Source organism: Achromobacter ruhlandii (genome assembly GCF_002082135.1).
GTDB classification, from domain to species: domain Bacteria; phylum Pseudomonadota; class Gammaproteobacteria; order Burkholderiales; family Burkholderiaceae_B; genus Achromobacter; species Achromobacter ruhlandii.
On record NZ_CP017433.1, the window covers coordinates 5,924,316 to 5,942,551 of the forward strand.

An 18,236-nucleotide genomic window follows, 5' to 3' on the forward strand; every position below is an offset into this window, starting at 1 on the left:
GCGCGTTGCACAGCGCGGGCAGCGCCCGCCTAGTACTTCTCCGGCACGAACATCTCTTCGGGCACCGGATGACGCAGGTAGTCCTCGTGATGGACCCGTTCGGGCAGCACCACGTCGGCATGCGACACCGCCTGGTAGGGAACCTGTTCCAGCAGGTGGCTGATGCAGTTCAGCCGCGCCTTCTTCTTGTCGTCGGCGCGCACCACCCACCACGGGGATTCCGGAATGTGCGAGCGCTCCAGCATGACTTCCTTGGCCTGCGTGTAGGCCTCCCAGCGCCGCCGGCTTTCCAGGTCCATCGGGCTCAGCTTCCATTGCTTGAGCGGATCGTCGATACGGCTCTGGAAGCGCGATTCCTGTTCATTGTCCGACACCGAGAACCAGTACTTGATGATCTGGATCCCGCTGCGCACCAGCATCTTCTCGAACTCGGGCACCGAACGGAAGAACTCCTCGTACTCCGCGTCGCTGCAGAAGCCCATCACGCGCTCCACCCCTGCCCGGTTGTACCAGCTGCGGTCGAACAGCACGATTTCGCCCGCGGCGGGCAGATGCGCCGCATAGCGCTGGAAGTACCATTGCGTGCGTTCGCGCGAGGTCGGCGCGGGTAGCGCGGCCACCCGGCACACGCGCGGATTCAGGCGCTGCGTGATGCGCTTGATGACGCCGCCCTTGCCGGCCGCATCCCGCCCTTCGAACAGCACCACCAGGCGGTGCCCGCCGTGCATCACCCAATCCTGCAGCTTGACCAGCTCGCCCTGCAGGCGCAGCAGTTCGCGGAAATACTGCCGCCGCTGGGCGTGCCAGCTTTCGTCCCCGGCGTGGCCATTGCCCACCCGCCAGTCGTCGAGCTCCATTTCCAGCTCTTCGTCCAGGCTGTCGATCAGGTCTTCCTGCAGACGCATATGTCGCTGCAACGCATCCCCACCGCGTTCCGGCATATTCTCCATGGTGGCCTCCCGGTGTTGTTCACGCGTCCGCGCACCTGCCGTGCAACCGGACTCCGTCAGGATGGCGGCCAAATATGACAGGCAATCAAGGCGCCTGTCCGGGAGCAACTGGCCCTAAAATATTCGCCGAGACAGGCCCAAAGAAAAACACGCCATGCAAGCACCTACCGCAAACAGCGCCATCGCCTACGGCCTGGCCACCCTCGCCGCCGATGGCACCATCCTGGACACCTGGTATCCCCGTCCGTCCCTGGCCGACCATACGCCGGCGGGCGGAACCCGGCACCTGACGCCCGAAGAAGCCCGCGCCGCGCTCGGCGAGCACGTGCCCACCTCGCTGGGGCGCGACACCCGGCGCAAAGTCGACATCGTCGCCGTGCGCACCGCCATCGCCTCGCTCGACCAGCCGCCCGCCGACGCGCACGACGCCTACCTGCGCCTGCATCTGCTCAGCCACCGGCTGATCCGGCCGCACGGCGCCAACCTCGACGGGCTGTTCAACGTGCTTGCCAACGTCGCCTGGACCTCCGCCGGCCCCTGCGCCGTCGACCAGGTCGAGGCGCTGCGCTGGCAACTGCGCGCCACCGGGCAGATCCTCGAAATCCGCGGCGTCGACAAGATCCCGCGCATGACCGACTACGTCGTGCCCGTTGGCGTGCGCATCGCCGACACCGCGCGCGTGCGGCTCGGCGCGCACCTGGCGGCCGGCACCACCGTGCTGCACGAGGGCTTCTGCAACTTCAACGCCGGCACGCTCGGCGCGTCGATGGTCGAGGGGCGCATCAGCGCCGGCGTTATCGTCGACGACGGCACCGACATCGGCGGCGGCGCCTCCATCATGGGCACCATGTCAGGCGGCGGCAAGCAGGTCGTGGCCATTGGCAAGCGCTGCCTGCTGGGCGCCAACTCCGGCATCGGCATTTCGCTGGGCGACGACTGCGTGGTTGAGGCCGGCTGCTACATCACCGCCGGCACGCGCGTGCTGACGCCGGAGGGCGCGGTGGTCAAGGCCGTGGAACTGGCCGGACAGCACGGGCTGCTGTTCCGCCGCAATTCGCAGACCGGCGCGGTCGAAACGCTGGTGCGCACGGCCGCCTGGGGCACCTTGAACCCGGCGCTGCACACCGGGCACTGAGCGGGCGGGCCCATCGCGGGCCCGCGGCGCGGCGCCGTCGTCAGGCGTGCAGCAACCGCCGCATCGCCTGCGGCGACTGGCCGAACGCGCGCAGAAAAGCCTTGCGCATGCGGTCGCGGTCGCCAAAGCCGGTTTCGCGCGCCACCACCTCGGCCGCGTGGCGGCCGGACTGCATCATGTCCTGCGCCGCCTCCAGGCGCAGATGTTCCACCGCCTTGGCCGGAGACTGGCCCGTTTCCTGGCGGAACACACGGCTGAACTGGCGCGGGCTCAGGTGCGCGGCGCGCGCCAGCTCGTCCACCGACAATTCGGCCTTCAGGTTGGCCTTGGCATAGGCCAGCGCCGTCTGCACCCGATCGGACTTCGCATCCAGCTCCAGCAACGCCGAATACTGCGACTGTCCGCCCGCGCGGCGTTGCGTCAGCACCAGCTTGCGCGCCACCGCGCGCGCCATGTCCGCCCCCAGGTCCGCCTCCACCATGGCCAGCGCCAGGTCAATGCCGGCGCTCATGCCCGCCGAGGTCCAGATAGGGCCGTCGGCCACGAAGATGCGGTCCTCGTCCACCTTGACCCGCGGATACTCGCGCTGCAGGCGCCGCGCATAGAACCAGTGGGTGGTGGCGCGGCGGCCGTCGAGCAGGCCCGCCTGCGCCAGCACGAACGCGCCGGTGCACATCGAGGCGCAACGGCGGACCCGTTCGCTGGCGCCGCGCAGCGCGCGCAACAGGCTCTCGGACGCGCCCTCGCCGGTGTTGTCGCCGGCGACGATCAACGTGTCGAACGTGCGCCGCCCCAGCTTCTGCGTGTCCTGCGCAAACCCCAGCGAACTGGCCACCGGGCCGCCGTGTTCGGACACCAGGACGACGCGATAGGCCGGTTCGCCGCTCTGGCGGTTGGCCATCTCGAAGACGGCGCTGGCCGCCAGGCTCATGAGCTGGAAGCCGGGGTGCAACAGGATCGCAATGGTTTTCATGGCTGGACCGTCTACTTTCATCGCATGTCCTGAAAAGACGTTTCTATGTCATTGAGGATATTTCATCCCGGTTCTACTCTGCAAGCGTACCGGCACTACTCGCCGCCCCCATTTCGGAGTCCTTCATGAGCAACACCCCGTCTGGCAAATCCCCCGGCCGCGCCCTGGTCACCGGCGCCTCGTCCGGCATCGGCGCGCGCTACGCCCATCACCTGGCCCATCGCGGCCACGACCTGACGCTGGTGGCGCGCAACGTCGAACGCCTGGAAACCCTGGCCGCGCGACTGCGCGCCGAGACCGGCCGTGACGTGCGCGTGCTGCCAGCCGACCTGTCGCGGGCCGACGGCGTGCAACGCGTGGCGCAAGCGCTGCGCGAGGACGACTCGCTGACCCTGCTGGTGAACAACGCCGGCATCGGCGCGGTGGCGCCGCTGCTGCAATCCGATCCCGCCCAGATGCAGGCCATGATCGATCTGAACATCAGCGCCCTCACCCACCTGACCATGGCGGCCGCGCCCGCCTTCGTGGCGCGCGGCGGCGGCACCATCATCAATATCGCGTCGATCGTCGGGCTGCATCCCGAGCTGCTCAACGGCGTCTACGGCGCCAGCAAGGCCTATGTGCTGGCCTACTCGCAGTCGCTGCGCCACGAACTGGCGGACAAGGGCCTGCGCGTCCAGGCGGTGCTGCCCGGCGCCACCGGCACCGAGTTCTGGGACCTGGCCGGCAAGCCGGCCAGCGAGTTGCCGTCCGCGATCGTGATGAGCGCGGACGACATGGTGCGCAGCGCCCTGGCGGGCCTGGACCAGGGCGAGTTCGTCACCATCCCGTCGCTGACCGACCCGGCGCTGCTGGAACGCCTGGAAGCGGCGCGCCAGGCCCTGGGGCCGGAACTGTCGCGCAATACGCCGGCGGCGCGCTATGGCATTCAGGCGCCCGGCGGCACCGGCACGAACGGATAGTGCTCGACGCGGCCCCGGCCCGCGATGATGGCGGTGGATTCGGGCACCTCTTCCCAGGCGCCCGGCATCTCGCTCAGCGGCTCGGACAGCAACAGGAATGCGTCATCGTCCAGCGCCGCGACCTTCGGGTCGTCGGGATAAAGCTCGCGCAGGTGCCGCACGCAGGTGTTGTGGAACAGCGTGCGCGAATCGCGCTCGCTGGAATAGCGCACCGCGATCAGGCGCTCGCCATCCAGCGCGCACACGGTCATGTTGATGGGCCGGGCCACCCCATGACGCCGGCCGGTCTCCTCGACCGCGCCGACCATGCGCGCCAGCGCCGGCAGCGCGTCTTCCTCCAGGCCGAAGGTCAGCGCCAGCAGGAACATCACCTCGGAATCGGTCGACCCTTCCAGTGAACCGAAGTAGGCCGGCGCGATCATCAGCATCAGGTCGCGCCGCAGCAGCGGATAGTCGCGGATCACGCCGTTGTGCACGAACAGCCAGTTGCCATGGCGGAACGGATGGCAGTTGGTTTCCTGGGCTGGCGTGTCGGTGGCGGCGCGGATGTGCGCCACGAAGAGCGGCGAATGGATGGCGCGCGCGGCCTCGCGCAGGTTCCGGTCGTTCCACGCCGGATGCACGCTGCGGTAGCGGAACGGCGGCTCGGGCGGCCGGCCGTACCAGCCCAGGCCGAAACCGTCGCCATTGGTGGTGGTGGCGCCCATGCGCGCATGCAGGCTCTGGTCGATCAGCGAGTGCGTGGCCTTGAACAGCACGCTCTCCATTTGCAGGGGACTCCCGGTGTAAGCCAGCCAGCGGCACATGATGCGCTCCTTGAAAACCGGCCCGGCGCGGGCTTGCCGGGTCCGCCCCAGTGTAGGAGCGAGGCGCAATTTTCTACAAGCCCGGCCCGGCGCCGGCGGGCATAGTGAGGACCTGTCTGTCTTCACCGGAGCCCCGTATTGGACACCCCCGCCGCCGCCTCGCCCCAACAGGGTTTCGCCAGCGACAACACCGCCGGCGCCAGCCCCCAGATCCTGGCCGCGCTGCTGCGCGCCAATGAGGGACAGGCCCCCGCCTATGGCGCCGACGACATCACCGTGCGCGTCGAACGGCGCCTGGCCGAGATCTTCGAACGCGAGGTCGACGTGCTGCTGGTGCCCACCGGCACCGCCGCCAATTCGCTGGCGCTGGCGGCGCTGACGCCGCCCTGGGGCAGCGTGCTGTGCCATGCGCACAGCCACATCGCCAACGACGAATGCGGCGCGCCGCAGTTCTACAGCGGCGGCGCGCGCCTGGCGCTGCTGGAGGGCGCCGCCTCCAAGCTCGACCCCGCCCAGCTCGCCGTGGAAGCGCGCCGCAAGGCCGGCGACGTGCACTCGATGCCGCCCGCCTGCGTCAGCATTACCCAGGCCACTGAAACCGGCAGCGTCTACACGCGCGACGAGATCACGGCCATCGGCGACGTCTGCCGCGAGGCCGGGTTGCCCCTGCACATGGACGGCGCGCGCTTCGCCAACGCCCTGGTCAGCCTGGGCTGCACGCCCGCGGAAATGACCTGGAAGGCCGGCGTCGCGGCACTGTCGTTCGGCGCCACCAAGAACGGCGTGCTGGGCGCCGAGGCCATCGTGCTGTTCGAACCCGGCCGCGCCACCGAGCTGGCCTACCGGCGCAAGCGCGGCGGCCACCTGTTTTCGAAGATGCGGCTGCTGTCGGCGCAGATGGAAGCCTATCTGGCGGACGACCTGTGGCTGCGCAACGCGCGCCAGGCCAACGCCATGGCGGCGCGGCTGGCGGCGGGCATGGCGAACCTGCCAGGCGTTGAACTCCAGGGTCCGGTCGAGGCCAACATCCTGTTCTGCCGGCTGCCGATCGCCACCATTGACGGCCTGCTGGCGCAGGGCTTTCGCTTCTACCACGACCGCTGGGGCCCGGGCGTGGCGCGGCTGGTGACGTCGTTCACCACGCACGAGCAGGACGTCGATCACTTCCTGGCGGCGTTGCGCGCGCTGGTGCGATAACGACCCGCGCCGTTCCTCCGGCGCGCCGCGCGCCAGCGCCAGGACGACGCGGGAATCGGCGCGCTCAGGCGGCGCGCCGGTAGGCCGAGGGCGGCACCCCATAGGCCGTGCGGAAGGCGCGGTTGAAATGGCTCTGGTCGTAGAAGCCCACATCGGCCGCCACCTGCGCGATCGGAGCGCGCGCTCGCGCCAGCGCGGCGCAGGCCCGCTCCAGGCGCAGCCGCGTCAGCCAGGCGTGCGGCGTCAGCCCCACCGACAGCGCGAAGCGACGCAGGAACTGGTAGCGGCTCAGGCCGCAGAGCCGCGCCAGGTCTTCCAGACCGATCTTGTCGCCCAGGTGGGCCTGGCAATACTCCCGCACGACCCGCTGGTGCGCGAGCGACAGGCCGCCGCGCACCGCCTGGGGCGTCACGGCCCCCGTGCGCGCGAACAGCGCCCCCATCAGGGCCAGCGAGGCGGACTCGTGCGCCAACGGCCCGGCGGCCGCATCCGCCATCCAGGAAGCGTGCAACGCCTTGAAGCGAGCCGCCAGCGCGGGTTCCTCGATCAAGGTGCCCAGGAACCGCTCGTCAGATGCGCCGCCCGAGACTTCGGCGATGAAATCGCGCATCAGATCGGGCGACAGACGGAAGGTCTTCAGGGTGTAGGACTGGCCATAGTCGGCCACGCCGGCGCCGTCGTGGACCTCGCCGGGCGGCATCAGAGCGATGCCACCGGGCCCCAGCAGCGTGCTGCGGCCACGGAAGGTCTGGCGCTGCACGCCCTGGGTCACCAGGCCGATGTGGTAATCGACATGGTAGTGCCGGTCGAACTGGAAATCGACCAGCCGCGCCACGCCCAGCACCAGGCCCGGCGTGCCGGGCACCGGTTGGTAACGCACGTCATCCTTCATCGTCAGCGCCATGATGCAAAGCGGCAGGTATAGATCCTGGACGCTCCCCCCGTCATGTAATTTATTGCGGCGCTATTTCTTCAGCAAGGCCTTGAGCATGGCCATGCGTTCCTTGGGATTCATGGCGGCGGTGGTCTCGTCTTCCTGGATGCCCGGAGCGTCCAGGCCCATTTCCTCGATGAAGCGCGACGGCTCGCGCACCAGGTCCTCGCGCGCCCGGCGCCGGCGCTTGCACCAGCTCAGGTTGAGGCTGCGCTGGGCGCGTGTGATGCCCACGTACATCAGCCGCCGCTCTTCCTGGATACGGGTGGCCAGGTTCTCCGCGGCGCGCGCCGGGTCGCCCACCTCGTCGTCCTTGCCCAGGTGCGGCAGCAGGCCTTCTTCGACCCCCGCCAGATACACGTGCGGATACTCCAGGCCCTTGGAGGCATGCAGGGTCGACATCTTGACCGCGTCCGGCTCCTCTTCCTCGCCCCGTTCGAGCATCGTCACCAGCGCAACGTGCTGCACCAGCTCGAACAGCGACATGTTGTCCTCTTCGGCCTTGCGCTTGAGCCAGCCGGTCAGCTCCAGCACGTTCTGCCAGCGGGTCTGCGCCGGGCGTTCGTCGAACAGCTCGAACAGATGCCGTTCGTACTGGATCGCCTGCACCAGATCATCCAGGATCACGCCGGCGGGTTCGGCGGGCGCGCCATCGGCGCCGGCGGTGGCGCCACGGCCGGCGCGCCACTGCATGCGGCGGATGAATTCGGTGAAGGTGCGCAGCGGTTCGAGCTGGCGCGGCGCCAGCAGGCTCTCCAGCCCGGTTTCGTCGACCGCCGCCAGCAGCGACAGTTCGCGGGTGGCGGCATACTGGCCCAGCGTCTGCAAAGTGGCCTGGCCGATGCCGCGCTTGGGCGTGGTGGCGGCGCGGATAAAGGCCGGATCGTCCTCGTCGTTGGCCAGCAGCCGCAGGTAGGCCAGAATGTCGCGCACCTCGGCCTTGTCGAAGAAACTCTGCCCGCCCGCGATCGTGTACGGGATCTTCAGGTTGCGCAGCGCCTGCTCCAGGATGCGCGACTGGTGATTGCCGCGATACAGGATGGCGAAATCCTTCCACTGCGCCTGGCGCTCGAAACGTGACGCCGAGATCTTCATGGCGATGGACTCGGCCTCGTGCTCCTCGCCGTCCATCGCCGAAACGACGATCGGCTCGCCCACGCCCAAGTCCGACCACAGCTTCTTTTCGAACAGCTTGGGGTTCTTCTCGATCACCTGGTTGGCCGCCGCCAGGATGCGCTGCACCGAGCGGTAGTTCTGCTCCAGCTTGATGAGCTTGAGATTGGGATAGTCGGTGGTCAGTTTGGCCAGGTTCTCGATGGTGGCGCCGCGCCAGGCGTAGATGGCCTGATCGTCGTCGCCCACCGCCGTGAACATGGCGCGCGGGCCGGTCAGCAGTTGCACCAGGCGGTACTGGCAGACGTTGGTGTCCTGGTATTCATCGACCAGCAGGTAGCGCACGCGGTTCTGCCAGCGCGTGCGCACCTCTTCGTTGTTGGCCAGCAGGATGGCCGGGATGCGGATCAGGTCGTCGAAATCCACGGCCTGGTAGGCGGCCAGCGTGGCGGCGTAACTGCGATAGACGTTGGCGGCCTCGACGTCGCCCGGCGTGATGGCTTCGCGCGCGGCGTCGTCGGGTTCCATCAGCGCGTTCTTCCACAGCGAGATGATGCCCTGCACGTGGCGCAGGCGGCCCTTGTCGGTGGTGGCCAGCAGCTCCTGGATGATCGCCATGGCATCATCGGCGTCCAGGATCGAGAAGGTCGGCTTGAGACCCGCGTTGCGCGCCTCTTCGCGCAAGAGCTTCACGCCCAGCGAGTGGAAGGTGCTGATGGTCAGGCCCTTGCCCAGCTTGCGGTCCACCAGCGTCTTGACGCGCTCATCCATCTCGCGCGCGGCCTTGTTGGTGAAGGTCAGCGCCACCACGTTGCGGCCCATGTAGCCGCATTCGCGCAGCAGGTAGGCGATCTTCTGCGTGATGACGCGCGTCTTGCCGCTGCCGGCGCCGGCCAGCACCAGGCAGGGGCCGTCCAGGTACAGCACCGCCTCTTTCTGCGCGGGGTTCAGGCCGTGGCCGATGGGTTCGTGTGCGGACATGGGAGTCGGGGAAAGGGGAACGACATAGAGTAAACGGACGAATGCGCGGCGCCTGTCAGATTTCCAGCGGGTCGACCTCCAGCTGCCAGCGCACCCGGGCCTCGTTGGCCAGGTACGGCAGGTGGTGCGACCACGACGCCAGGAAAGCCTGCAGCGCCGGACGGCTGGTGCTTTCCACCAGCAACTGGGCGCGCTCGATATTGGCCACCCGCACCACGCGCAGCGGCACCGGGTCGTACAGCATGATCGCGTCGAGCCCCGGGAAGTCGGCGGCCCATTCGCCTTCGGGCAGGGCGCGGGCCTGTTGCAGGAAGGCCTGCGCCACCGCCAGTTCGCGCGCCTCGGCCGTCAACAGCGCCTGGTAGGCGAACGGCGGCAGGCCGGTGCTTTCGCGTTCCTGCAGCGCGTGGCGCGCGAAGCCCGCGTAGTCATGGCGCAGCAGCGCCTGGTACACCGGCTGCTCGGGGTAGCCGGTCTGGATGATGACCTGGCCGTTGCCCTGGTGGCGGCCGGCGCGGCCGGCCACCTGCATCAATTGGGCGAACAGCCGTTCGGGCGCGCGGAAGTCATGCGCGAACAAGGCGGAATCGGGATTGAGCACGCCCACCAGGCTAAGCCGCGCGAAGTCATGCCCCTTGGACACCATCTGCGTGCCGACCAGGATGTCGACCTCGCCCGCGTGCACCGACGCGAACAGGGCCTCGGCGCTGCCCTTCTTGCGGGTGCTGTCGGCGTCGATGCGCAGGATGCGCGCCTCGGGAAACAGTTCGGCCAGGTGTTCCTCGACCCGCTGCGTGCCGCGCCCCATCGGCGCCAGGTCCTGGTCGCCGCATTCGGGGCAGGCGTGCGGCACCGGCGCCTGGTAGCCGCAGTGGTGGCACTGCAGGCGATGGCCGCGTCCGGCCGTGCGGTGCAACACCGTGAACGCGGTGCAGCGCGGGCAGTTGCTGACCCAGCCGCAGGACTGGCAGTGCAGCACGGGCGCGAAACCGCGCCGGTTCAGGAAGATCAGCGACTGTTCCTTACGCGCCAGCCGTTCGCCCAGGGCCTCCAGCAGCTGCGGCGACATGCCGTGCTTCATCTGCAGGCGGCGCGTGTCCACCAGCTTCATGGCCGGCAGCGAACTGGCGCGGGCGCGCGCCGGCAGCGCCAGCCGCAGGTAGCGGCCGCGCTCGGCATGCTGCCAGGTCTCCAGCGACGGCGTGGCCGAGCCCAGCACCACCGGGATGTCCAGGTCATGCGCGCGCCACACCGCCAGATCGCGCGCGGAATAGCGCAGGCCGTCCTGCTGCTTGTACGAGGCGTCGTGTTCTTCGTCCACCACGATCAGGCCCAGCTCGCTCATGGGCGCGAAGATCGCCATGCGCGTGCCGAGCAGCATGCGCGCCTGCCCACGCTGCGCGCGCGCCCAGGCCTGCAGGCGCTCGCCATCGGACAGGCCGCTGTGCAGCACCGCCAGGCCGTCCGGCCCGACCAGGCCTTCCAGGCGGGCGCGCAAGGCGCCTTCCAGCTGCGGCGTCAGGTTGATTTCCGGCACCAGCAGCAGCACCTGGCGGCCGGCGGCCAGCACTTTCTCGGCGGCGCGCAGGTAGACCTCGGTCTTGCCGCTGCCGGTCACGCCGTACAGCAGCACCGGCTTGAACTTGGTGAGTCCGGCGATGGTGTCCACGGCCTCGCGCTGCGCATCGTTCAGTTCGGGGGGCTGGTCGGCCTCGGCCGGGTTGCGGACCGCCTTGCGCTTGCGTCCGTCCAGCCGCGCCACCGGGCCGCCGGCCGAGCGCTTGCCCTGATAGGCGGTCGGCTTGCGCAGCGGCGGCGGCAACGTCGGCAGCATCACCTCGCCCAACGGCCGCTGGTAATACTCGGCGGCGAAACGCGCCAGGCGCAGCCAGGCCTCGTCGAAGGGCGGCAGGTCGCGCAGCACTTCCTCGATCGGTTTGATCTGCTTCGGCTCATAGGACGGCGCTGCCGGATTGTCCACCACCACGCCGATCAGCTTGCGGCGGCCGAACGGCACGATCACCCGCAGGCCCGGCTCGATCGGCTCGTGGTGACGGTAATCGAATGGGCCGGGCAGCGGCACGTCCAGCGCGACGCGCACCCAGCAAGCCGCCGCGTGCGCGGCCGGCGTGGATTCGACCAGCGCGAAAACTTCAGACATGGATCAGGAAACACAACATGGGCTGGGCGGCCCGGCCAGGGCCGGGACAGACGGAATCAGGATGACAGGCCTGGGCTGTCCGGGCCATGAAGGATTGTCACCGCAACCAGGTCCGGAACTCCAGACCCGACCTGTGGATAACTTTGGGGAAAAGGCGAGAGCAACGTCAGAAATTGGAATAAGGCAAGATTGCATCAACTCTTGCAATCCTGTTGAAAACCCATTTTATTCCAATAAAAACAATAGCTTGAACAAACTTCCAAGATTGTAAACCAGCTTATAAAGGGTTTTCCCCGAGCGCAATCTTGCTGTGCACAACTGCGTCCGAGGGCCCTCGACGCCCGGCCCTGCGGGCCGAAGCGTTCACTCACTTACCCTCTCAGCGAGCGACTGTGACGGTGGACTTCATCGACCAATTCGGCTACCGCTTCAGGGGGGGTGAAGCGCGAAATACCATGGCCCAGGTTGAACACATGGCCGCCCTTGCCCACCGGCCCGAACGCATCCAGCACACGACGCGCCTCGGCGCGAACGGCGTCACCGCCACCGAACAAGGCCATCGGATCCAGGTTGCCCTGGAACGCGACCGAGTCGCCGGTGCGGCGCCGCGCCGCGGCCAGGTCGACGGTCCAGTCCAGGCCCACGGCATCGCAGCCGCAGGCGGCGATGTCTTCCAGCCACTGGCCGCCGCCCTTGGTGAAGACGATGGCCGGCACGCGACGGCCGTCGTGTTCGCGCGTCAGGCCAGCCACTACCTTGCGGGTGTAGGCCAGCGAGAACTGCTGGAACAGGCCGTCGGCCAGCACGCCGCCCCAGCTGTCGAACAGCATCACGGCCTGGGCGCCGGCGGCGATCTGCGCATTCAGATATTGCAACGTGGCCTCGGCATTGATTTCCAGGATGCGGTGCAGCAGGTCCGGACGCGAATACAGCATGGTCTTGATCAGGCGGTAGTCGTCGCTGCCCTGCCCCTCGACCATATAGCAGGCGATGGTCCAGGGACTGCCGGCGAAGCCGATCAGCGGCACCTTGCCGTCCAGCTCGCGGCGGATGGTGCCGACGGCGTCGAACACATAGCGCAGCTTGTCCATGTCGGGCACCGCCAGGCGCGCCACGTCTTCCTCGGTGCGCACCGGACGGGCGAAGCGCGGGCCCTCGCCTTCGGCGAAGTCCAGGCCCAGCCCCATGGCATGCGGCACGGTCAGGATGTCGGAAAACAGGATGGCCGCGTCCAGGTCGTAGCGCGCCAGCGGCTGCAGGGTGACTTCGCAGGCGTAGTCCGGATTCTGAGCCAGGCCCATGAAGGAACCGGCCCGGGCCCGCGTCTGGCGGTATTCGGGCAGGTAACGGCCCGCCTGGCGCATCAGCCAGATCGGGGTGTAGGGCACGGGCTCGCGCAACAAGGCGCGCAAGAACACATCGTTCTTCAAGACGGAAGCGGACACGACTATCCTCGATGATCGGAAGCCATGATTTTACTGCCCCAAGCTGACAGGGCACGACGCCCATCCGACCCGGGCTTGCCGGGACGCAAGTCGCGCCGCCTTTGTGACGGGCCCCGGCCTGTGGCGCCGGCCGGGTGACGTCGGTCGCGCCTCGCCGCCAGCCGCCGTGGCACCAGTCAGATGCGCGCCTCCTGGGCCTGCCGGCGGTATGGCGAGGCGTCGATGCCATGTTTGCGCATCAGCGCCCAGAATGCCCGGCGGTGCTTGGAGGAAGCCCGCGCGGCGCGCGCCACGTTGCCCTGGTGGCGTGACAGCGCCAGGCGGATGTAGTCGGATTCGAAACCGTCGACGACGCGCGCCTTGGCCTGCCGGAAAGGTTCCTGCGCATCGCGCGGCGGCTGGTAGCGCAGCCCGGCCAGGCCCTGCTGCAGCACCTGCCGCGGCACCCGCGGACGGGCGCCGGCGCCTCCGGGGGGCCGCGGCGCACGGGCGGCGTACACCAGGCCGGGCTCTTCCAGGCGTTCGCCCGCCAAGGGCGCGCGCCGCGCCAGCCGCCCCAGGCGCACGCGCAGGCTCTCCAGGCAATACGGCGCGGCGATGAAATCGGCGGCGCCCAACCGCAGCAGATCTTCGATGGCGGGCGCCGTCATGTCGTGCACCAGCAGCAGGATCGGGGTTGCCAGCGCATCGCGCGCCTGCTGCAGCGAGAGGCGGGTCCAGGCCAGCGAGGCCGGCGCGACCGGCAGGACACAATGATCGTATCGGCGCAGGCCGACGGCCAGCCCGGCCAGCGCGTGGGCATCCGGGCCGCCCGGGCCGCCCTCCGATTGCCGCAGCGGCACCAGGTGCAAGCGCACCCGCGCCAGCCTCGGCTGGGCACGGGCCACCCAGTCGCCCATGGCGGCTTCGTGGCCCGGGGCCAGCAGCACGCCGCAATCCATGGTTTCTCGCACGCCGTTCCTCCAGGTTCAAATTGCAATCCCTGAAGGCTACCGGCGCGCCATTCCGCTCGCCATTCGTAGCGAACGCAAGCCGGCCTGCGGTTGACCGAGGGGCCACCGACCGGCGCGCGCGAAAAAAAAAGCGGCCCAGGGCCGCTTTTTCCGGATCCGGGGCGAACCCCGGCAAGTCGTGCGCTCAGTGCGAGCGACCGCCTTGACGCAGCTTGCGCGCGGCGACGGCTTGCGCCGCCAGCATCGCCAGCTCGGCTTCGACAACCGCGATGTCGGCCTTGTCCTTGGCGTTGGCCAGGGCCTCTTCGGCGCGCTTGCGCGCTTCCAGGGCACGGGCCTCGTCCAGGTCGGCGGCACGGATGGCCGTGTCGGCCAGGACCGTCACGCTGCCCGGCTGCACTTCCAGAATGCCCCCGGCGACGAAGATGTTTTCCTCGCCTTGGTCGGCACGAACGATCTTGACCGTCCCGGGGCGTATGCGCGAAATCAGCGGGGTGTGACCGGGCAGGATGCCCAGCTCACCCGCCTCGCCAGGCAGCACCACGAACTTCGCCTCACCGGAGAAGATCGCTTCCTCTGCGCTGACGACATCCACATGCAGGGTAGCCATATCGGTTCCTTATTGCAGTTTCTTGGCCTTCTCGAAGGCCTCGTCGATCGAGCCGACCATGTAGAAGGCCTGTTCCGGCAGCGCATCGCACTCGCCGTTCACGATCATCTTGAAACCACGGATGGTTTCGGCCAGCGGCACGTACTTGCCGGGCGAACCGGTGAACACTTCGGCCACGTGGAACGGCTGCGACAGGAAACGCTGGATCTTACGGGCGCGGGCCACGGCCTGCTTGTCTTCCGGCGACAGTTCGTCCATGCCCAGAATCGCGATGATGTCGCGCAGTTCCTTGTAGCGCTGCAGCGTCTGCTGCACGCCACGGGCCACGGCGTAGTGCTCTTCGCCGACGACTTGCGGGTCGAGCTGGCGGCTGGACGAATCCAGCGGGTCCACGGCCGGGTAGATACCCAGGGCGGCGATGTCACGCGACAGCACGACGGTCGAGTCCAAGTGCTGGAAGGTGGTGGCGGGCGACGGGTCGGTCAAGTCGTCAGCGGGCACGTACACGGCCTGGATCGAGGTGATCGAGCCGGTCTTGGTGGACGTGATGCGCTCTTGCAGCTTGCCCATTTCCTCGGCCAGCGTGGGCTGGTAGCCCACCGCCGACGGCATACGGCCCAGCAGTGCCGACACTTCGGTACCGGCCAGGGTGTAGCGGTAGATGTTGTCCACGAAGAACAGGATGTCGCGGCCTTCGTCGCGGAACTTCTCGGCCATCGTCAGGCCGGTCAGCGCCACGCGCAGACGGTTGCCGGGGGGTTCGTTCATCTGACCGAACACCATGGCGACCTTGTCCAGAACGTTCGACTCTTCCATTTCGTGGTAGAAGTCGTTGCCTTCACGGGTACGCTCACCCACGCCGGCGAACACCGACAAGCCGCTGTGCTGCTTGGCGATGTTGTTGATCAGTTCCATCATGTTGACGGTCTTGCCCACGCCGGCGCCGCCGAACAGGCCGACCTTGCCGCCCTTGGCGAACGGGCACACCAGGTCAATAACCTTGATGCCGGTTTCCAGCAGTTCCACCGACGGCGACAGCTCGTCGAAACGGGGAGCCGGTTGGTGGATGCCACGCTTTTCGTCGTGCTGGATTTCGCCAGCTTCGTCGATCGGGCGGCCCAGCACGTCCATGATGCGGCCGAGCGTGCCGGTGCCGACCGGCACCGAGATCGGGGCGCCGGTGCCGGCGACCTTCATGCCGCGGCGCAGGCCGTCGCTGGAGCCCAGGGCGATGGTACGCACCACGCCGTCACCCAGCTGTTGCTGCACTTCCAGCGTCAGACCCTTTTCGGCGAACGAGGAACCCTCGTCGACCAGAGTAAGCGCTTCGTAGATCTTGGGCATGTGATCGCGGGGGAACTGAATATCCACCACGGCGCCGATGCACTGAACGATGGTTCCGTTGCTCATGTCGATTCCTTGCTTGATAGCTTTTGACGGGATGCTGCCTGCCTCAGACGGCGGCAGCGCCCCCTACGATTTCCGAAATTTCCTTGGTGATCGCGGCCTGGCGGGTCTTGTTGTAGACCAGCTGCAGATCGCCGATGACCTTCTTGGCGTTGTCCGACGCCGCCTTCATGGCGACCATCCGGGCCGACTGCTCCGAAGCCATGTTCTCGGCCACGGCTTGGTACAGCAGGCCTTCCACGTAACGCTGCAGCAGGTCGTCGATCACGCTACGAGCGTCGGGTTCGTAGATGTAATCCCAGCTGTAATCCGATTTCACTTCCGAAGTCTTGGCCAGGCTTTCGGCGCCCGTCTGGTACGGATCTTCCAAACCGCTGGCCAGGGGCAGCAGGCGCAGGAACAGCGGCTCCTGCTTCATCGTGTTGACGAAGCGGGTCGAAGCCACGTACAGCGCGTCGATGCGGCCTTCCAGGTAGGCGTCCAGCTGCACCTTGATCGCGCCCAGCAGGCGGTCCAGTTGCGGCTTGTCGCCCAGTTGCACTTCCTGGGAAACCAGCTTGGCGCCGATACGGGACAGCACGCCCACGCCCTTGTTGCCGAAAGCGGTCGCCTGAACGGCGATGCCGTTCTTCTCGAACTCTTTCAGCTTCGTCAACACCACGCGGGTGATGTTGGTGTTCAAGCCGCCGCACAGACCCTTGTCCGTCGTCACCATGACCACGCCGACCGCCTTGATTTCGCGCTCGACCAGGTACGGGTGGCTGTACTCGGGGTTGGCCTGCATCAGGTGCGCGGCGATCTCGCGCACCTTGGTGGCGTACGGACGGCCCGCGCGCATCCGCTCCTGCGCCTTGCGCATCTTGGATGCGGCGACCATTTCCATCGCCTTGGTGATCTTGCGCGTGTTTTGCACGCTCTTGATCTTGGTTCGGATTTCCTTAATTCCGGGCATTGCGCTTTCCTGTGAAGACTGGCCGATGGGTTGTCGCTTGCGCCTCAACCATCCGATAAGGATGGGTGAGGCGCTTGCGCGCCTAACCCATCACTTTCTTAAAAAGCACCGTGCTTCTTGAATTCCTGGATGGCGGCGGCGAGTTCGCTTTCGTCATCCTTGGACAGTTCCTTGGTGTCTTCGACGCGCTGGATCAGGGCCGCGTGCTTGGCCTTGAGCTGGTCCTTCAGCGCCTTTTCGAACGACAGCACCTGGGCCACGTCCACGTCATCCAGGTAGCCGTTGTTGACCGTGTACAGCGTGACGGCCAGTTCCCACACTTGCAGCGGCTGGTATTGCGGCTGCTTGAGCAGTTCGACCACGCGCTTGCCGCGCTCGAGCTGGCGACGGGTGGCGTCGTCCAGGTCCGAGGCGAACTGCGCGAAGGCGGCCAGTTCTCGGTACTGCGCCAGGTCGGTACGGATACCGCCGGACAGCTTCTTGACGACCTTGGTCTGGGCGGCGCCGCCCACGCGCGACACCGAGATACCGGCGTTGATGGCGGGACGCACACCAGCGTTGAACAGGTCGGTTTCCAGGAAGATCTGGCCGTCCGTGATCGAGATCACGTTGGTCGGAACGAAGGCCGACACGTCGCCCGCCTGGGTTTCGATGATCGGCAGCGCGGTCAGCGAGCCGGTCTTGCCCTTGACGGCGCCACCGGTGAACTTCTCGACGTAGTCTTCGTTCACGCGAGCGGCGCGTTCCAGCAGGCGCGAGTGCAGGTAGAACACGTCGCCCGGGTAGGCTTCGCGGCCCGGCGGACGGCGCAGCAGCAGCGAGACCTGGCGGTAGGCCCAGGCTTGCTTGGTCAGGTCGTCATAGACGATCAGGGCGTCTTCGCCGCGATCGCGGAAGTATTCACCCATCGTGCAGCCGGCGTAGGCGGCCAGGTACTGCATGGCGGCGGAGTCCGAAGCCGAGGCGGCCACGACGATGGTGTATTCCATCGCGCCGTGCTCTTCCAGCTTGCGCACCACGTTGTTGATCGTCGAAGCCTTCTGGCCGATGGCGACGTACACGCAGGTGACGCCCTTGCCCTTCTGGCTGATGATGGTGTCGACGGCCACGGCGGTCTTGCCGGTCTGGCGGTCGCCAATGATCAGTTCGCGCTGGCCACGGCCGATGGGAACCATCGAGTCGATAGCCTTGATGCCGGTTTGCAGCGGCTGCGACACCGAGCGGCGGGCGATAACGCCGGGGGCCACTTTTTCGATGATGTCGGTGGCCTTGGCGTTCACGGGGCCCTTGCCGTCGATCGGCTCGCCCAGCGTGTTGACCACGCGGCCTTTCAGCTCGGGGCCGACCGGCACTTCCAGAATGCGGCCGGTCGTCTTGACCGCGTCGCCTTCGGACACGCCGGTGTAGTCACCGAGAATAACGGCGCCGACGGAATCACGCTCGAGGTTGAGCGCCAGACCGAAGACGTTGTTGGGGAATTCGAGCATTTCGCCCTGCATCACGTCGGACAGGCCGTGGATGCGGGTAATACCGTCGGTCACGGACACGACGGTGCCCTGAGTACGGACATCAGCCGAAGCGCCCAGGCCCTCGATGCGGCTCTTGAGCAGTTCGCTGATCTCGGAGGGATTGAGTTGCATATTGACTCCTGGAATCC

15 protein-coding genes are annotated in these 18,236 nt (G+C 67.6%); 3 read left to right on the forward strand and 12 right to left on the reverse strand.

Translation table 11 applies throughout. The annotated features are described in order from the left end of the window. Window positions 1-29: 29 nt before the first annotated feature. Window positions 30-950 carry a polyphosphate kinase 2 gene (gene ppk2, locus AruCF_RS26865; RefSeq protein ID WP_372363580.1) on the reverse strand — a complete coding sequence of 307 codons (921 nt, stop codon included), beginning with the start codon at window positions 948-950 and terminating at the stop codon, window positions 30-32. A gap of 154 nt (window positions 951-1,104) precedes the next feature. Here ppk2 and dapD point away from each other — a divergent pair, with 154 nt between their 5' ends. Next, window positions 1,105-2,085, forward strand: coding sequence for a 2,3,4,5-tetrahydropyridine-2,6-dicarboxylate N-succinyltransferase (dapD, locus tag AruCF_RS26870; protein WP_049070850.1), 981 nt, complete (start codon window positions 1,105-1,107; stop codon window positions 2,083-2,085). A 40-nt stretch (window positions 2,086-2,125) separates the two neighbouring features. On the opposite strand, the gene AruCF_RS26875 is transcribed toward dapD, so the two are convergent. Then, a complete protein-coding gene (locus AruCF_RS26875; RefSeq protein ID WP_049070848.1) occupies window positions 2,126-3,058 on the reverse strand; it encodes a GlxA family transcriptional regulator in 933 nt (310 codons plus the stop codon). Between the two features lie 125 nt (window positions 3,059-3,183). Here AruCF_RS26875 and AruCF_RS26880 point away from each other — a divergent pair, with 125 nt between their 5' ends. Continuing rightward, window positions 3,184-4,020 (forward strand): SDR family NAD(P)-dependent oxidoreductase, encoded by an 837-nt coding sequence (locus AruCF_RS26880; RefSeq protein ID WP_049070847.1) that lies wholly within the window; start codon window positions 3,184-3,186, stop codon window positions 4,018-4,020. Here AruCF_RS26880 and AruCF_RS26885 read toward each other — a convergent pair. After that, on the reverse strand, window positions 3,987-4,826 hold the full coding sequence (locus AruCF_RS26885) for a class II glutamine amidotransferase (protein ID WP_049070845.1): 840 nt from the start codon (window positions 4,824-4,826) through the stop codon (window positions 3,987-3,989). The genes AruCF_RS26880 and AruCF_RS26885 overlap by 34 nt on opposite strands. A gap of 138 nt (window positions 4,827-4,964) precedes the next feature. Here AruCF_RS26885 and AruCF_RS26890 point away from each other — a divergent pair, with 138 nt between their 5' ends. Then, on the forward strand, window positions 4,965-6,023 hold the full coding sequence (locus tag AruCF_RS26890; protein WP_049070844.1) for a threonine aldolase family protein: 1,059 nt from the start codon (window positions 4,965-4,967) through the stop codon (window positions 6,021-6,023). Window positions 6,024-6,087: 64 nt separating this feature from the next. Here AruCF_RS26890 and AruCF_RS26895 read toward each other — a convergent pair whose 3' ends face one another. From AruCF_RS26895 to atpA, 9 genes are all read right to left on the reverse strand, one after another. Then, a complete protein-coding gene (locus AruCF_RS26895; protein WP_049077401.1) occupies window positions 6,088-6,915 on the reverse strand; it encodes an AraC family transcriptional regulator in 828 nt (275 codons plus the stop codon). Between the two features lie 72 nt (window positions 6,916-6,987). Continuing rightward, window positions 6,988-9,051, reverse strand: a complete 2,064-nt coding sequence (locus AruCF_RS26900; protein WP_049070843.1) for a UvrD-helicase domain-containing protein — start codon at window positions 9,049-9,051, stop codon at window positions 6,988-6,990. Window positions 9,052-9,106: 55 nt separating this feature from the next. Continuing rightward, window positions 9,107-11,212: a primosomal protein N' gene (locus tag AruCF_RS26905; RefSeq protein WP_049070841.1), complete on the reverse strand. Its 2,106-nt coding sequence runs from the start codon at window positions 11,210-11,212 to the stop codon at window positions 9,107-9,109. Window positions 11,213-11,583: 371 nt separating this feature from the next. Further along, a complete protein-coding gene (gene hemE / locus AruCF_RS26910; protein ID WP_049070840.1) occupies window positions 11,584-12,657 on the reverse strand; it encodes a uroporphyrinogen decarboxylase in 1,074 nt (357 codons plus the stop codon). A 176-nt stretch (window positions 12,658-12,833) separates the two neighbouring features. Beyond that, the gene (locus AruCF_RS26915; protein WP_235432729.1) at window positions 12,834-13,610 is read right to left on the reverse strand and encodes a hypothetical protein; all 777 of its coding nucleotides are present in this window, start codon (window positions 13,608-13,610) and stop codon (window positions 12,834-12,836) included. Window positions 13,611-13,794: 184 nt separating this feature from the next. Then, complete coding sequence (locus AruCF_RS26920; RefSeq protein WP_049070837.1) at window positions 13,795-14,220, reverse strand: F0F1 ATP synthase subunit epsilon; 426 nt, start codon at window positions 14,218-14,220, stop codon at window positions 13,795-13,797. A 9-nt stretch (window positions 14,221-14,229) separates the two neighbouring features. Next, complete coding sequence (gene atpD, locus AruCF_RS26925; protein ID WP_006386768.1) at window positions 14,230-15,630, reverse strand: F0F1 ATP synthase subunit beta; 1,401 nt, start codon at window positions 15,628-15,630, stop codon at window positions 14,230-14,232. Window positions 15,631-15,673: 43 nt separating this feature from the next. After that, a complete protein-coding gene (gene atpG / locus AruCF_RS26930; protein ID WP_049070836.1) occupies window positions 15,674-16,579 on the reverse strand; it encodes a F0F1 ATP synthase subunit gamma in 906 nt (301 codons plus the stop codon). Window positions 16,580-16,677: 98 nt separating this feature from the next. Next, the gene (atpA, locus tag AruCF_RS26935) at window positions 16,678-18,219 is read right to left on the reverse strand and encodes a F0F1 ATP synthase subunit alpha (RefSeq protein WP_049070835.1); all 1,542 of its coding nucleotides are present in this window, start codon (window positions 18,217-18,219) and stop codon (window positions 16,678-16,680) included. Between the last annotated feature and the right edge of the window lie 17 nt (window positions 18,220-18,236).

Coding starts and splice junctions, on each gene's coding strand:
- AruCF_RS26880 (WP_049070847.1), top strand. CDS start 3,184: ATGAGCAACACCCCGTCTGGCAAATCCCCCGGCCGCGCCCTGGTCACC.
- AruCF_RS26895 (WP_049077401.1), bottom strand. CDS start 6,915: ATGAAGGATGACGTGCGTTACCAACCGGTGCCCGGCACGCCGGGCCTG.
- dapD (WP_049070850.1), top strand. CDS start 1,105: ATGCAAGCACCTACCGCAAACAGCGCCATCGCCTACGGCCTGGCCACC.
- atpD (WP_006386768.1), bottom strand. CDS start 15,630: ATGAGCAACGGAACCATCGTTCAGTGCATCGGCGCCGTGGTGGATATT.
- AruCF_RS26875 (WP_049070848.1), bottom strand. CDS start 3,058: ATGAAAACCATTGCGATCCTGTTGCACCCCGGCTTCCAGCTCATGAGC.
- AruCF_RS26900 (WP_049070843.1), bottom strand. CDS start 9,051: ATGTCCGCACACGAACCCATCGGCCACGGCCTGAACCCCGCGCAGAAA.
- AruCF_RS26905 (WP_049070841.1), bottom strand. CDS start 11,212: ATGTCTGAAGTTTTCGCGCTGGTCGAATCCACGCCGGCCGCGCACGCG.
- ppk2 (WP_372363580.1), bottom strand. CDS start 950: ATGGAGAATATGCCGGAACGCGGTGGGGATGCGTTGCAGCGACATATG.
- atpA (WP_049070835.1), bottom strand. CDS start 18,219: ATGCAACTCAATCCCTCCGAGATCAGCGAACTGCTCAAGAGCCGCATC.
- atpG (WP_049070836.1), bottom strand. CDS start 16,579: ATGCCCGGAATTAAGGAAATCCGAACCAAGATCAAGAGCGTGCAAAAC.
- AruCF_RS26885 (WP_049070845.1), bottom strand. CDS start 4,826: ATGTGCCGCTGGCTGGCTTACACCGGGAGTCCCCTGCAAATGGAGAGC.
- AruCF_RS26920 (WP_049070837.1), bottom strand. CDS start 14,220: ATGGCTACCCTGCATGTGGATGTCGTCAGCGCAGAGGAAGCGATCTTC.